This is a genomic window from Streptomyces sp. AF1A (assembly GCF_047340315.1).
Taxonomy (GTDB): domain Bacteria; phylum Actinomycetota; class Actinomycetes; order Streptomycetales; family Streptomycetaceae; genus Streptomyces.
The window spans coordinates 1-14,121 of the sequence record NZ_JBLEBI010000179.1; the positions used below are offsets into that span (position 1 = coordinate 1).

General features: G+C 71.9%; 13 protein-coding genes and 1 pseudogene. 9 read left to right on the forward strand and 5 right to left on the reverse strand.

The genetic code is table 11. The features are described 5' to 3' along the window. Window positions 1–1,437 (reverse strand): annotated as a pseudogene (locus tag ACLU3S_RS30720) (BACON domain-containing protein); the annotation flags it as partial. A gap of 195 nt (window positions 1,438–1,632) precedes the next feature. Here ACLU3S_RS30720 and radA point away from each other — a divergent pair. Both radA and disA read left to right on the forward strand, forming a co-directional pair. After that, window positions 1,633–3,042 carry a DNA repair protein RadA gene (gene radA, locus ACLU3S_RS30725; RefSeq protein ID WP_413955242.1) on the forward strand — a complete coding sequence of 470 codons (1,410 nt, stop codon included), beginning with the start codon at window positions 1,633–1,635 and terminating at the stop codon, window positions 3,040–3,042. A gap of 81 nt (window positions 3,043–3,123) precedes the next feature. Then, complete coding sequence (gene disA / locus ACLU3S_RS30730) at window positions 3,124–4,248, forward strand: DNA integrity scanning diadenylate cyclase DisA (protein ID WP_413955243.1); 1,125 nt, start codon at window positions 3,124–3,126, stop codon at window positions 4,246–4,248. A 161-nt stretch (window positions 4,249–4,409) separates the two neighbouring features. Here the strand turns inward: disA and ACLU3S_RS30735 are convergent, their stop codons facing one another. Further along, window positions 4,410–5,216 (reverse strand): hypothetical protein, encoded by an 807-nt coding sequence (locus ACLU3S_RS30735; RefSeq protein ID WP_413955244.1) that lies wholly within the window; start codon window positions 5,214–5,216, stop codon window positions 4,410–4,412. A 180-nt stretch (window positions 5,217–5,396) separates the two neighbouring features. Here ACLU3S_RS30735 and ACLU3S_RS30740 point away from each other — a divergent pair, with 180 nt between their 5' ends. From ACLU3S_RS30740 to cseC, 5 genes are all read left to right on the forward strand, one after another. Then, a complete protein-coding gene (locus tag ACLU3S_RS30740; RefSeq protein ID WP_413955245.1) occupies window positions 5,397–6,272 on the forward strand; it encodes an A/G-specific adenine glycosylase in 876 nt (291 codons plus the stop codon). A 283-nt stretch (window positions 6,273–6,555) separates the two neighbouring features. Beyond that, complete coding sequence (locus tag ACLU3S_RS30745; protein WP_413955246.1) at window positions 6,556–7,095, forward strand: SigE family RNA polymerase sigma factor; 540 nt, start codon at window positions 6,556–6,558, stop codon at window positions 7,093–7,095. Window positions 7,096–7,136: 41 nt separating this feature from the next. Next, on the forward strand, window positions 7,137–7,739 hold the full coding sequence (locus ACLU3S_RS30750; protein ID WP_413955247.1) for a hypothetical protein: 603 nt from the start codon (window positions 7,137–7,139) through the stop codon (window positions 7,737–7,739). Window positions 7,740–7,776: 37 nt separating this feature from the next. Further along, complete coding sequence (gene cseB / locus ACLU3S_RS30755) at window positions 7,777–8,484, forward strand: two-component system response regulator CseB (protein WP_413955248.1); 708 nt, start codon at window positions 7,777–7,779, stop codon at window positions 8,482–8,484. Window positions 8,485–8,497: 13 nt separating this feature from the next. Next, window positions 8,498–9,856 carry a two-component system sensor histidine kinase CseC gene (cseC, locus tag ACLU3S_RS30760; protein ID WP_413955249.1) on the forward strand — a complete coding sequence of 453 codons (1,359 nt, stop codon included), beginning with the start codon at window positions 8,498–8,500 and terminating at the stop codon, window positions 9,854–9,856. Between the two features lie 49 nt (window positions 9,857–9,905). Here cseC and ACLU3S_RS30765 read toward each other — a convergent pair whose 3' ends face one another. The 3 genes from ACLU3S_RS30765 to ACLU3S_RS30775 all read right to left on the reverse strand — a co-directional run bounded on the left by ACLU3S_RS30765 (window position 9,906) and on the right by ACLU3S_RS30775 (window position 12,534). After that, entirely contained in the window at window positions 9,906–10,349 is a 444-nt protein-coding gene (locus tag ACLU3S_RS30765; RefSeq protein ID WP_413955250.1) for a VOC family protein, read from the reverse strand. Further along, window positions 10,346–10,834, reverse strand: a complete 489-nt coding sequence (locus ACLU3S_RS30770) for a helix-turn-helix transcriptional regulator (protein ID WP_413955251.1) — start codon at window positions 10,832–10,834, stop codon at window positions 10,346–10,348. Before ACLU3S_RS30770 ends, ACLU3S_RS30765 begins: the two co-directional genes overlap by 4 nt. Before the next feature lie 128 nt (window positions 10,835–10,962). Further along, window positions 10,963–12,534 (reverse strand): MDR family MFS transporter, encoded by a 1,572-nt coding sequence (locus ACLU3S_RS30775; protein WP_413955252.1) that lies wholly within the window; start codon window positions 12,532–12,534, stop codon window positions 10,963–10,965. A 159-nt stretch (window positions 12,535–12,693) separates the two neighbouring features. Between ACLU3S_RS30775 and ACLU3S_RS30780 the strand changes: the two genes are divergently transcribed. Together ACLU3S_RS30780 and ACLU3S_RS30785 are read left to right on the forward strand one after the other, a co-directional pair. After that, window positions 12,694–13,293 carry a TetR/AcrR family transcriptional regulator gene (locus ACLU3S_RS30780; protein ID WP_413955253.1) on the forward strand — a complete coding sequence of 200 codons (600 nt, stop codon included), beginning with the start codon at window positions 12,694–12,696 and terminating at the stop codon, window positions 13,291–13,293. 142 nt (window positions 13,294–13,435) lie between these two features. Continuing rightward, window positions 13,436–14,053, forward strand: coding sequence for an HAD family acid phosphatase (locus tag ACLU3S_RS30785; protein ID WP_413955254.1), 618 nt, complete (start codon window positions 13,436–13,438; stop codon window positions 14,051–14,053). Window positions 14,054–14,121 lie beyond the last annotated feature (68 nt).

A 14,121-nucleotide genomic window follows, 5' to 3' on the forward strand; every position in this document is an offset into this window, starting at 1 on the left:
TGCCGTAGCCGTCGATGGTGACCACCGCGCCGGCCGGGGCGATCGCCACCCGCGCGTGCCAGTGGCCGGCGGGCTCGCGCAGATGGTCGACGTACACCTTGATCGTCAGGGTCTCGCCGGGCCGGAGGGTTCCCGAGGACTGGCTGAGGTAGAGCCAGCCCGCGGTGGTGGACGCGGACCAGTGCACCGGGGACGGGCCGGAGGCGGCGAGGGTGATCAGGCTCGTGTCGCCGTCGTTGGCAGCGCCGACCGCGAGGTGGCCGGCGCCCTTCCGGTCGGCCCCGGCAACGCTGACGACCTCCACGGAGACGTCCGGCCGGCCGTCCGTGCCGATCCGGGGGCCGGGTTTCGGCCTGGCGTTCCCCGCGTTCTCGTAGCCGCCGGTGGTGTCGCCGCCGAGCGCGTCGGGGCTCTGGGCCTCGCGCGCGCTCGCGGAGCGGCCGTCCTCGCCACCGTCCGGCCCGCCCCGGTAGGCGGCCCAGAGGGCGAGGACGGGGGCCGCCACGACCGTGGCGACGACCGTCGTGGTGACGGCACGCGCGCGGATGCGGTCGCGGCGCGCCGCGCGGTCCTTGGGGTCCATCGGAAAGCCGCGCCGGTCGAAGCGGGGCACGGCGGCGCCCCGCGCGCGGCGGTGGTGCGCCAGGGCCCCGTGCAGGGCCGCGCGGGGCGCCTCCAGGACGGGGAGGGCCTCGGGGGTGACCGTGGCACCGGGCAGCGGGGGCAGTCGTCGACGTGCCGGACCAGCTCGCGGCGCAGGGCGGTGCTGAGGACCAGCCGGCTGTCGCCGACGAGGTGGGCCACGCCGGGACAGCCGCCGGTCTCCACCACGGCGAGGGCGGCGCGGGTGCGCTCGACCTCGCAGGCCGCCGCGGCCAGCAGATCGCGGGCGGCGGCCGGGGTCATGCCGAGGACGGCGGCGACCTCGTGGGCCGCGAGGTGGTGGCGGACGGCGAGCTCCAGTGCCTCGCGCTGTTCGGGGGTGGTGCCGGCCGCCTCCGGCCAGGCCAGCAGGGCGAGTTCGCGGCGCCGCTGCTCCTGGACTCCCGGGGCCACGGGCGGCGCGGGGGCCTCTTTTCCGGCTCCGCCGCGGCCCGCCGCGTGGGTGGCCTGACGTTTCTGCTTGGCCTCGGCCAGCTTGCGCAGACACGCCCAGCGGGCCAGCGCGTACAGCCAGGCCCGGTGGTCGCCGGCCGACTCCGGGACGCGGTGCCCGCGCCGCTCGGCCAGGGCGAGCACGTCGCCGAGGGCGGCGGTGGCCGCGTCGTGGTCGCACAGCACGGACAGGCAGTAGGTGAACAGACCGTCCAGGTACGGCTCGTAGGGCCCCGGCTGCCGCTGGGCCAGGGTGCGCGCGGCGGCGCGGTCGCGCGCCTCGCGGTGCACCCGGTGCGCGCCGGTGCTGCGGGTGGTGGTCTGCGAACTGCTGCTCATCACCCGTGCGACCGTAGGCGGCGGCAGAGTGCCCCTTAGGGAAGCTTGAGCTCATTTAATCCGTACGGGTGAAACGATCCCTCATAAGGGGACAGCGGGCCGTGGTGCCCTGCCGGACGCGGACGGGCGGTGCGGGACGGGGCCGCCCGCACGCGCCCCCCCACCCGCGTTGTCAGTGCCTCGGGCTACGGTTTGCGCATGGCTGCCCGCACCAAGACCTCCAAGGACCGCCCGTCCTACCGCTGCACCGAGTGCGGCTGGCAGACGGCCAAGTGGCTCGGCCGCTGCCCCGAGTGCCAGGCGTGGGGGACGGTCGAGGAGTACGGCGCGCCCGCGGTGCGGACGACGGCACCCGGCCGGGTCAGCGCCTCCGCGCTGCCCATCGGCCAGGTCGACGGGCGGCAGGCCACGGCCCGCTCGACCGGCGTGCCCGAGCTGGACCGGGTACTCGGCGGCGGCCTGGTGCCCGGCGCGGTGGTGCTGCTCGCGGGCGAGCCGGGGGTCGGCAAGTCCACCCTGCTGCTGGACGTGGCCGCGAAGGCGGCGAGCGGGGAGCACCGCACCCTCTACGTCACCGGTGAGGAGTCGGCGAGCCAGGTGCGGCTGCGCGCCGACCGCATCGGCGCGATCGACGACGATCTGTATCTGGCCGCCGAGACCGATCTGTCCGCCGTCCTCGGCCACCTGGACGAGGTCAAGCCGTCCCTGCTGGTCCTCGACTCGGTGCAGACGGTGGCCTCCCCTCAGATCGAGGGCGCCCCCGGCGGCATGGCCCAGGTCCGCGAGGTCGCCGGGGCGCTGATCCGGGCCTCCAAGGAACGCGGCATGTCCACGTTGCTCGTGGGCCATGTCACCAAGGACGGCGCGATCGCCGGCCCCCGTCTGCTGGAGCACCTGGTGGACGTCGTCCTGCACTTCGAGGGCGACCGGCACGCGCGCCTGCGCCTGGTGCGGGGCGTGAAGAACCGCTACGGCGCCACGGACGAGGTCGGCTGCTTCGAGCTGCACGACGAGGGCATCACCGGCCTCGCCGACCCCAGTGGCCTCTTCCTGACCAGGCGTGACGAGCCGGTGCCGGGCACCTGCCTCACGGTCACGCTGGAGGGCCGCCGCCCGCTGGTGGCCGAGGTCCAGGCCCTGACGGTCGACTCCCAGATCCCCTCCCCGCGGCGCACCACGTCCGGCCTGGAGACCTCCCGGGTGTCGATGATGCTCGCCGTCCTGGAGCAGCGCGGCCGGATCAGCGCGCTCGGCAAGCGGGACATCTACTCGGCGACGGTCGGCGGCGTGAAGCTGTCCGAACCGGCCGCCGACCTGGCCATCGCCCTGGCGCTCGCCTCCGCCGCGAGCGACACCCCGCTGCCGAAGAACCTGGTGGCCATCGGCGAGGTGGGCCTCGCCGGCGAGGTGAGACGTGTCACGGGCGTGCAGCGCCGGCTCGCCGAGGCCCACCGGCTGGGCTTCACACACGCGCTCGTACCGACCGATCCGGGCAAGGTCCCGCCCGGCATGAAGGTCCTGGAAGTCGCCGACATGGGGGACGCGCTGCGGGTGCTGCCGCGCTCCCGTCGCCGAGAGGCCCCACGGGAGGCGGAGGACCGCCGGTAGACTTTGCCCTGGTCTCGCCCGTCCGTACGAACCGAGTGCGGGTTACGGGGGCGCGTCAGAACCTGCGACCGGAGGAGTGCAGTGGCAGCCAACGACCGGGCAGCAGCTCCCGGAAAGTCCGGTGGGAGTGCCGGTTCCGATGGCCTGATGCGCGCCTCGCTGAGCGCCGTGGCACCCGGTACGGCCCTGCGCGACGGCCTCGAACGCGTGCTGCGCGGCAACACCGGCGGGCTCATCGTCCTCGGCTCCGACAAGACGGTCGAGGCGATGTGCACGGGCGGCTTCGTCCTGGACGTCGAGTTCACCGCCACCCGGCTGCGCGAGCTGTGCAAGCTGGACGGGGCGCTCGTGCTGTCGTCGGACCTGTCGAAGATCCTGCGCGCCGGCGTTCAGCTGGTCCCGGACCCGACCATCCCGACGGAGGAGACGGGCACCCGGCACCGCACGGCGGACCGGGTGAGCAAGCAGGTCGGCTTCCCCGTGGTGTCGGTCTCCCAGTCGATGCGCCTGATCGCCCTGTACGTGGACGGTCAGCGCCGCGTCCTGGAGGACTCCGCGGCGATCCTGTCCCGCGCGAACCAGGCGCTCGCCACCCTGGAGCGGTACAAGCTCCGGCTGGACGAGGTCGCGGGCACCCTGTCCGCGCTGGAGATCGAGGACCTGGTGACGGTGCGGGACGTGTCCGCCGTCGCACAGCGCCTGGAGATGGTCCGGCGCATCGCCACCGAAATCGCCGAGTACGTGGTCGAGCTGGGCACCGACGGCCGTCTTCTCGCGCTTCAGCTGGAGGAGTTGATCGCCGGCGTCGAGCCCGACCGCGAGCTGGTCGTGCGGGACTACGTCCCCGAGCCCACGGCGAAGCGCTCCCGCACCGTCGACGAGGCTCTCGCCGAGCTGGACGCCCTCAGCCATGGTGAGCTGCTCGAATTGGGCACCGTGGCGCGGGCGCTCGGCTACACCGGCTCCCCCGAGACCCTCGACTCCGCGGTGTCCCCCCGGGGCTTCCGCCTGCTCGCGAAGGTGCCGCGCCTTCCGGGCGCGATCATCGACCGCCTGGTGGAGCACTTCGGCGGCCTGCAGAAGCTGCTCGCCGCGAGCGTGGACGACCTGCAGACCGTGGACGGCGTGGGCGAGGCACGGGCGAGGAGCGTGCGGGAGGGGCTGTCGCGGCTGGCGGAGTCCTCGATCCTGGAGCGGTACGTCTGATCTCCCGCCGGAACCGCGGGCGAAGCGCGGGCGAACCGGAGCCCCGCGCCTACGGCGACCGCGGACACACCGCGCTGAAAGGGCAACCGCCCGCCAGCCGCGTCCCTAACCTCTCAGGGCAATACAGTTAGCCGCATTCCCAGCCTCTCAGGGCAATACACCTAGTCCGCCGACAGCACGAAGGACGCCTGCAGCTTCGCGAACCCCGGCGCCTTGGCCTCCAGCAGATACGTTCCCGGCTTCGCCGACCCCCCGGAGGGCGTCGCGCAGTGCGCGGCGCTCGGCCTCCGGTCCCACTTCACGGTGTACGTGATGCTCTGACCGGCCGGCACCCGGAACACCAGGCTCCCCGCGCCCTGCGGGCAGTCCGCCGAGGACCAGAAGGTGTCGCCGCCGTCCGCCGGCGTGACGGTCAACACCGCGCTCTTCGGCCCGAGATCGGCCTTGCAGTCGGCCGACGAGCCGTTCTTCGCGGTGAGTTCGAAGGTCGGCGTCTGGTCCGGCGAGTAGGAGTTGTGCAGGCTGCGCAGGCTCAACGACACCGCACCGGCCGTGCAGTCGGGCAGCGTGGAGGACGCCGGAAGCACGTCGCCCGCCCCGACGTTGCCGCCACCGGCAGTGGCGCCGGACCCGGACCCGGACCCGCCGTCCGATCCCGAGCCGTCACCGGAACCGCTCGTACCGCCTGCGCCGCCGGAACCGCTGCCCCCGGAGCCGCCGCTCGACTCGTCGCGCCCGCCGGGGTGTTGGCTGTACGCGGGTCCGGACCCGGACGGTCCCGGGGTGATGGTGTGCGCGGGATTCTTGCCGTTGGCCGCGCCGTCGTGCTTCCTGCCGCCCCCGCCGCCGGACGTGACGATCCACGTGATCAGCAGCGCCAACAGGGCGACCACCGACAGCAGTACGACCCTCCGTCGCCAGTAGATGGAGGAGGGAAGCGGCCCGACCGGATTGCGCAGAGATCCCACGGCGCAAACTGTACGAGAGAACGGCGCGCTCCCTTGCGCCACCCGCCGCGTGCGCACCAACTTTTCCGGATCATCATCCCGGCAACTGCCCCGACACGCGTGCTTCTTCACCTTCCGCCACGTTCGGTGACCGCGCCGTCACCCGCCATGTCCGCCGAGGCGTGGCAGGATCGGAAGGCCATGACTGAGAAGCTCCACGCACCCGTGATCGCCTGGTTCGACGCCCACGCCCGCGACCTCCCCTGGCGCCGCCCGGAGGCGGGCGCATGGGGGGTGATGGTCAGCGAGTTCATGCTGCAGCAGACTCCCGTGAACCGGGTCCTGCCCGTCTACGAGCAGTGGCTCGCCCGCTGGCCCCGCCCCGCGGACCTCGCGAAGGAGGCTCCCGGTGAGGCGGTGCGCGCCTGGGGGCGGCTCGGCTACCCGCGCCGCGCCCTGCGGCTGCACGGTGCCGCGGCCGCCATAACGGAGCGGCACGGCGGCGACGTACCGACGGACCACGCGCAGCTGCTGGCACTGCCCGGCATCGGCGAGTACACGGCCGCCGCGGTGGCCTCCTTCGCGTACGGGCAGCGGCATCCGGTGCTGGACACGAACGTGCGCCGGGTGATCGCTCGTGCGGTGACGGGTGTGCAGTACCCGCCGAACGCGACCACGGCGGCCGAGCGGCGCCTCGCCCGTGAGCTGCTGCCCGAGGACGAGCGGACGGCCGCCCGGTGGGCCGCCGCCTCCATGGAGCTGGGCGCACTGGTGTGCACGGCGAAGAACGAGGGGTGCCCGCGGTGCCCGATCGCCGGGCAGTGCGCCTGGCGGCTCGCGGGCAAGCCGGAGCACCAGGGTCCGCCGCGGCGCGGGCAGACGTACGCCGGTACGGACCGCCAGGTGCGCGGCAAGCTGCTCGCCGTGCTGCGGGAGGCGCACGCGCCGGTGCCGCAGGTGGTGCTGGACCGCGTGTGGCACGAGCCGGTGCAGCGCGCCCGCGCGCTCGACGGGCTCGTCACGGACGGCCTGGTGGAACCGCTGCCCGGCGGCCTGTACCGGCTGCCGCTGAGCTGACGGACAGCCAAGTCACAGCCGCCGGGCCTCTGTTGCGAACAGCTCAGGCCAACCAACCCCCAACAAAGGCCGCATAACCGGACAAAGAAAGAACTCCCTTTACCCCGGCCCTACGTTCGTTACACAACCGACGGATAGCCGATTGCTGGCCGCAGGCTGGTCCGCACAGCCCCGTGACAACCGCTCCGTAGCTTCTTTTGCGTGCCCGCCAGACCACGGGCACAGCGGGACAGCAGGACTTCCGGCGCGAGCCGGAGCAACGGGGAAACGGAGGCGGTTGATCATGGCGCAGGGCGAGGTGCTCGAATTCGAGGAGTACGTGCGCACCCGGCAGGAGGCGCTGCTGCGCAGCGCACGCCGGCTGGTCCCGGACCCCGTCGACGCCCAGGACCTGCTGCAGACCGCGCTCGTACGGACGTACGGCCGCTGGGAGGGCATCGCCGACAAGCGGCTCGCGGACGCCTATCTGCGCCGGGTGATGATCAACACCCGGACCGAGTGGTGGCGGGCGCGCAAGCTGGAGGAGGTCCCCACCGAGCAGCTGCCGGACGCGTCCGTGGAGGACTCCACCGAGCAGCACGCCGACCGGGCCCTGCTGATGGATGTCATGAAAGTGCTCGCACCGAAGCAGCGCAGTGTCGTGGTGCTGCGACACTGGGAGCAGATGTCCACGGAGGAGACGGCCGCGGCCCTCGGCATGTCGGCCGGTACGGTCAAGAGCACGCTGCACCGGGCGCTCGCCCGGCTCCGCGAGGAGCTGGAGGCACGCGACCTGGACGCACGCGCGCTCGAGCGTGAGGAGCGGGAGCGTTGCGCGGCCTGACCGGGCCCGGGTCGGAACAGACCCGCGGAGGTTCTCTGGCGGTGATCGTGGCGGTGGCCTCGATCGCCGCCCTCGCCCTTTTCCTCGGTGCCTGCGGGACGGGCGGCACGGGTGCCCGGGACGAGGGCCCGGCGCACGCCTCGGCCGTGGCCGGCGCCGTCGCCTCGCCGCCGCCGAGCCCGACCTCCGGCCGGTACCGGCGGGTGGACGCCGTGGCGCTGCTCAAGAGGGATCCGGCCGTCTCGGCCGCGGTCAAGCGTGAGCTGAAGCCGTGCAGCGGCAACGAGTACCCGGTCGACGTCTCGTACGGCAACCTGACCGGCGCCACCGTGGACGACGTGGTCGTCAACGTGCTGACCTGCGCGGACGCGGTCGGCATCGGCTCGTACGTGTACCGGAACGAGTCCGGCACGTTCAAGAACGTCTTCAAGACCGAGGAGTCCCCGGTCTACGCGGAGATCGACCAGGGCCAGCTGTCGGTGACCAAGCAGTTCTACGAGAAGGGCGATCCCATCTCCAGCCCGTCCGGTGAGATCGTGACGTCCTACAAGTGGAAGGCGGGACGGTTCGCCGCCGGCCAGAGCGTCCGCAACGAGTACAGCAAGTCGGCCGGAGACGGCGCGACGCCCGCGCCGGACAACTGACCCCCCCACGCACAACACGAGGACTGAGAGCACCGGGATGGCAGACCACCAGACCCACGTCCTGTTCGTCGAGGACGACGACGTCATCCGCGAGGCCACCCAGCTCGCCCTGGAGCGGGACGGCTTCGCGGTAACCGCCATGCCCGACGGCCTGTCGGGCCTGGAGGCGTTCCGCGCGAACCGCCCGGACATCGCGCTGCTGGACGTCATGGTCCCGGGTCTGGACGGCGTCAGCCTGTGCCGCCGGATCCGCGACGAGTCGACCGTGCCGGTCATCATGCTGTCGGCCCGCGCCGACTCCATCGACGTCGTCCTCGGCCTGGAGGCGGGTGCCGACGACTATGTGACCAAGCCGTTCGACGGCGCCGTGCTGGTCGCCCGGATCCGGGCGGTGCTGCGCCGCTTCGGGCACGCGGGCGGGTCCGCGCACCCGGACGGGACGCCGTCCGCGGTGAACGGCGGCACCCTGGTCTTCGGCGACCTGGAGGTCGACACCGAGGGCATGGAGGTGCGCCGGGCCGGTCGGCCGGTGGCACTCACGCCGACCGAGATGCGGCTGCTGCTGGAGTTCTCCTCCGCACCGGGCACCGTGCTCTCCCGCGACAAGCTGCTGGAGCGCGTGTGGGACTACGGCTGGGGCGGGGACACCCGGGTCGTCGACGTGCATGTGCAGCGGCTGCGGCAGAAGATCGGGCAGGACCGGATCGAGACGGTCCGCGGGTTCGGTTACAAGTTGAAGGCCTGAGCGGGGCGTCGGCATGCGGGGGATCCTGCGGTATCCGGCCCGGCGCATGGAGCGCGTGGGCCTGCACACCGGACTCAGATGGAAGCTCAGCGCGGCGATCGCGCTGGTGGCCGGCCTCGTGGCGATCGCGCTCAGCCTGGTCGTGCACAACGCGGCCCGGGTCTCGATGCTGGACAACGCGCGCGACCTGGCCAACGAGCGCGTCCAGATCGCGCAGCGCAACTACGAGCTGTACGGCCGCACGAACTTCCCCAACATCAAGATCGACGACCCCGAGCTGCCGCGGGTGATCCGGGAGAAGGTCGAGGCCGGCCGCCGGGCCAGCGACGTCTCGGACCGCGGCGCGGGGCCGCCGGACATCTGGGCGGCCGTGCCGGTCAAGGACGGGCATGTGCTGTCCCTGCACAGCCACTTCCCGGACCGCTCCGTGGACGTGATGAACGACCTCGATCAGGCGCTGGTCATCGGCTCCATCGCGGTCGTCTTCGGCGGCAGCGCACTCGGCGTGCTGATCGGCGGGCAGCTGTCCGGGCGGCTGCGCAAGGCGGCGGCCGCCGCGAACCAGGTCGCCCGGGGCGAGACCGACGTCCGGGTGCGGGAGGCCATCGGCGGGGTCGTACGGGACGAGACCGACGATCTCGCGCGTGCGGTGGACGCCATGGCGGACGCGCTCCAGCAGCGGCTGGAGGCCGAGCGGCGGGTCACCGCCGACATCGCGCACGAGCTGCGCACCCCGGTGACGGGCCTGCTGACGGCCGCCGAGCTGCTGCCGCCCGGCCGGCCCACGGAACTGGTCCTGGACCGTGCCAAGGCGATGCGCACGCTGGTCGAGGACGTGCTGGAGGTGGCCCGCCTGGACGGCGCCTCGGAACGGGCCGAGCTGCAGGACATCATGCTCGGCGAGTTCGTCGCCCGCCGCGCGGCCGCCAAGGACCCGGACGTGGTCGTACGGGTGGTGCACGAGTCGGAGGTCACCACCGACCCGCGGCGCCTGGAGCGGGTGCTGTTCAACCTGCTCGCCAACGCCGCCCGGCACGGCCGACCGCCGATCGAGGTGACCGTGGAGGGCCGGGTCATCCGGGTCCGCGACCACGGCCCCGGCTTCCCCGAGGAACTCCTCGCCGAGGGCCCGAGCCGCTTCCGCACCGGCAGCAAGGACCGTGCGGGCCAGGGCCACGGCCTGGGCCTGACCATCGCGGCCGGCCAGGCCCGCGTCCTCGGCGCCCGCCTGACCTTCCGCAACGTCCGCCCCGTCGGCGCCCCCGAGCACATCCCCGCCGAGGGCGCGGTGGCCGTCCTGTGGCTCCCGGAGCACGCCCCGACCAGCACCGGCAGCTACCCGGTGCTGCCCTTGTCACGCGGCGCGGGCTGAGCCGCGCGCGGCGGCCGGCCGCGCGCCCGCCGCTGTGGCCGGCGCCGACTCAGGCCCAGTCCTTCTCCAGGTCCAGGCCGCCCTCGCGCCGCTGGGTGAAGGAGAACCAGTTGCCGGAGTCGTCGCGGAAGAGGGCCTCCGTGCCGTAGGGGCGCTCCCGCGGCTCCTGGAGGAACTCCACCCCGCGCTCCTTGAGCTTCTTGTAGTCGCCGTGGATGTCGTCGGTCGCCAGCACGCCGGCGCCGAGGGCGCCCTTGGCGACGAGCGTCTTCATCATCTCGGCGGACTCCTGATCCATGGCCGGCGGCCCCGGCACCATGAGGGTGAGCTCCACATCGGGCTGGCCGGCCGCCCCGACGGTCAGCCAGCGCATGCCGCCCTCCCCCATGGACATGTCCGAACGGACCTCCAGACCCAGCTTCTCGGTGTAGAACTCCTTGGCCCGGTCCTGGTCGAGGACCCAGACGGTGGCGATGGTGAGCCCCTTGATCACGGTTCTGCTCTCCTGTCGGCGGTGCTGTGCGGTGGGACGGATGCCCCTTCGTCACCGTAGGCAGGGCCGGGGCGGGTGCGCTTCTCGGATGTTGCGGTCCTGAAGCCGCCGGCCCAGAGCATGGCGTAGCACCCGGGTATGAGAGCGGCGCCGCGGCCCACGTGCCGGGCGCGGTACTCGCTCGGGGTGAGCCCGGTGCGGGCCTTGAACCGGGCGGAGAAGGTGCCGAGGCTGCTGAAGCCCACGAGGGTGCAGATCTCCGTCACCGTGAGGTTGGCGCTGCGCAGCATCTCCTCGGCCCGCTCGATCCGCCGGTGCGTCAGGTACTGGCCGGGCGTCTCGCCGTAGACGTCCTTGAAGGCGCGCAGGAAGTGGTACCGCGAGTACCCCGCGCAGGCGGCCACCGCGTCCAGGTCGAGCCCCGGGTCGGCCCAGTCGCGGTCCATGGCGTCCTTGGCCAGCCGCAGACGGCGGATTTTGTCCATGGGGCCGATGGTGGCACGGGGCACTGACAACCGCTTCGGGCCGGCAGTCCGGCACCGGGCCGCGGCGCGTGCAGGCGAAGACCCCCGGGGGCGGACACCTCCCGGGGGTCTTCGGCTGAGGGGTGGGGTCAGACTGCCTCGACGACCACGGCCGCGGTCGCGTCCGCGTCGTCGGCCGTGGGCTTCTGCGGCCCGCCGCGCAGCGGCACCTCCTTGACGAACAGCGCCGCGATCAGCACCGGCACCGCGATCACCGCGCCGAGCAGGAACGCCGAGTGCGTACCGGCCGACACCGCGTGCTGGTAGGCCTCGCGGGCCACCGCCGGCAGCTTCTGCAGGCTCTTCGCGTCCAGCTGCGCGGACTTCTCGGTGATGCCCTTGCCCAGCGCGCCGGCCCGTTCGGTCATGACGTCCTTGACCCGGTTGTTGAACAGCGCGCCCATGATGGCCACGCCGAAGGACGAGCCGAGCGTACGGACCAGGGTGGTGGACGAGGAGGCCACGCCCATGTCCTTCATCTCCACGCTGTTCTGCGCAACCAGCATGGTGATCTGCATCAGGCAGCCCATGCCGAGTCCCAGCACGGCCATGTACACGCCGGAGGTGAAGCGGGTGGTGCCCGTGTCCATCAGCGACAGCAGGTACAGGCCGACGATCATCAGCGCGCCGCCCGCGATCGGGAAGACCTTGTAGCGGCCGGTGCTGGTGGTGACCCGCCCGGCGACCATGGAGGTCACGAGCATCGCGCCGAGCATCGGCAGGAGCAGCAGACCGGAGTTGGTGGCGGAGGCGCCCTGCACGGCCTGCTGGTACAGCGGCAGGAACAGCGTGGCGCCGAACATCACGAAACCGGTGATGAAGCCGATGAGCGACATCAGGGTGAAGTTGCGGCTGCGGAACATGTGCAGCGGCACGACGGGCTCGGCCGCCTTGGTCTGCCACCACACGAATCCGACCAGCGCGACCACGCCGATGCCGATCAGCTCGTCGATCCGCGCGGAGGTCCACGCGTACTCGGAGCCGCCCCAGGTGGTGACCAGCACGATGGCGGTGATGCCCACGGTCAGCAGCGTGACGCCCAGGAAGTCGATGCGCGCCTTGGCCCGCTTCTTCGGCAGGTGCAGCACCGCGGTGACCAGCACGAGCGCGACCGCGCCGAGCGGCAGGTTGATGTAGAAGGACCAGCGCCAGCCCCAGTTGTCGGTGATGGTGCCGCCGACCAGCGGGCCGCCGATCATCGCCAGCGCCATGACGCCGGCCATCATGCCCGTGTACTTGCCGCGCTCCCGCGGCGGGATCAGGTCACCGATGATCGCCATGACGCCGACCATCAGACCGCCGGCGCCGAGACCCTGCACGGCCCGGAAGCCGATCAGCTCGCCCATGTTCTGGGCCATGCCGCTGAGCGCGGAGCCGACGAGGAAGATGACGATCGAGCCGAGGAAGGCGCCCTTGCGCCCGTACATGTCGCCGATCTTGCCCCAGATCGGGGTCGAGGCTGCCGTGGCCAGGGTGTAGCCGGTGACCACCCAGGACAGGTGCTCCAGGCCGCCCAGTTCGCCGACGATCGTCGGCATCGCCGTACCGACGATCATGTTGTCGAGCATCGCGAGCATCATCGCGATCATGAGCGCGAGCAGTACCACGCGCACGCTCCTGGGTTTCTTGCCCTGCTGGGCGCTTTCCACCGTGTCCGCCATCTCTTCCCACACTCCCCCTGCGGCAGCTACTTACTTGCCGCCCGGCTAGTTACTACACTGGGCAAGGTAGCCCCGCCACTAGCCGGGCGTCAAGTAAGTTTGGCCGCGCACCTAGCCGGTCGGCAAGCAAGTTTCCGCGGGAGCGCGAGGAGTACGAGGATGGGCGTCACCATGGACGGCACCAAGCAGCAGCGCCGCGGCAACACCCGCCAGCGCATCCAGGACGTCGCGCTCGAACTCTTCGCGGAGCAGGGCTACGAGAAGACCTCACTGCGCGAGATCGCCGAGCGCCTCGAGGTCACCAAGGCGGCCCTGTACTACCACTTCAAGACGAAGGAAGAGATCATCGTCAGCCTCTTTCAGGATCTGACGAAACCGATCGAGGACCTGATCGAGTGGGGCCGCACCCAGCCGCACACCCTGGAGACCAAGCAGGAGATCGTACGGCGCTACAGCGAGGCGCTGTCGGGCGCCGAGCCGCTCTTCCGCTTCATGCAGGAGAACCAGGCGACGGTCCGGGAACTGCGCATCGGCGACACCTTCAAGGACCGGATGAGCGGCCTGCGGGACATACTCATCGACCCCGAGGCCGAGCTCGTCGACCAAGTCCGGTCGGTCAGCGCCATGTTCACGCTGCACGCCGGGATGTTCGTGATGCAGGACCTGGAAGGGGACCCCGAGAAGCGGCGCCAGGCGGTTCTCGAAGTCGCCCTGGACCAGGTCACGCAGGCGCACGAGCACGCTCGCAGGACGGACTAGACGGGGCGTCAGCCCTCGAATGTGACGCACGCCTCTGTACGCCTACCGTTCGGTAACCTACCGTTCCTCTCGCGCCACCCTCACCACAGATCATGCACCTGCCAATTCCGGCACGCGTACGGACGTGAGAGGACCCCCACCGATGACCAGACGCCCCTGGGCGCGCCGCATCCTTGTCACCGCCGTCTCCGCGGCCGCCCTCGCCGCGCCGGCCGTCCCGGCCCACGCGGCCGGCACCGCGGCGGCCACGAGCAGTTCCACGGCGAAGGTCGACTACGCCACCTGGCAGAGGGACTGCCAGGCGGTCATGGACCAGGCCCTGCCGTATCTGCGGGACCGCATCGCCGCCGCCCGGCCGGGCGAGAAGCAGGCCATCGTCTTCGACATCGACAACACCACGCTGGAGACCGACTTCGGCTTCCGGTACCCGCAGCCCGCCAACAGGCCGGTGCTGAACGTCGCCGAGTACGCCCAGGAGCACGGCGTCTCGCTCTTCTTCGTGACCGCCCGCCCGGGCATCGTCGAAGAGCCCACCGAGTGGAACCTCGAACACGACGGCTACGACGTCTCCGGCCTCTACGTCCGCGGCTTCTTCGACCTGTTCAAGGACGTCGCCGCCTACAAGACCGCCCAGCGCGTCGACATCGAGAACCGGGGCTACACGATCATCGCCAACATCGGCAACAGCGCCACGGACCTCTCCGGCGGCCACGCCGAGAAGACCTTCAAACTGCCGGACTACAACGGGCAGTTGTCGTAACACCGCCCGGACCGTCCCCAGAGTTCCCCAGAGATGCCCTGAGAAGCGGAAAGGGGCCGGTGCTCGAA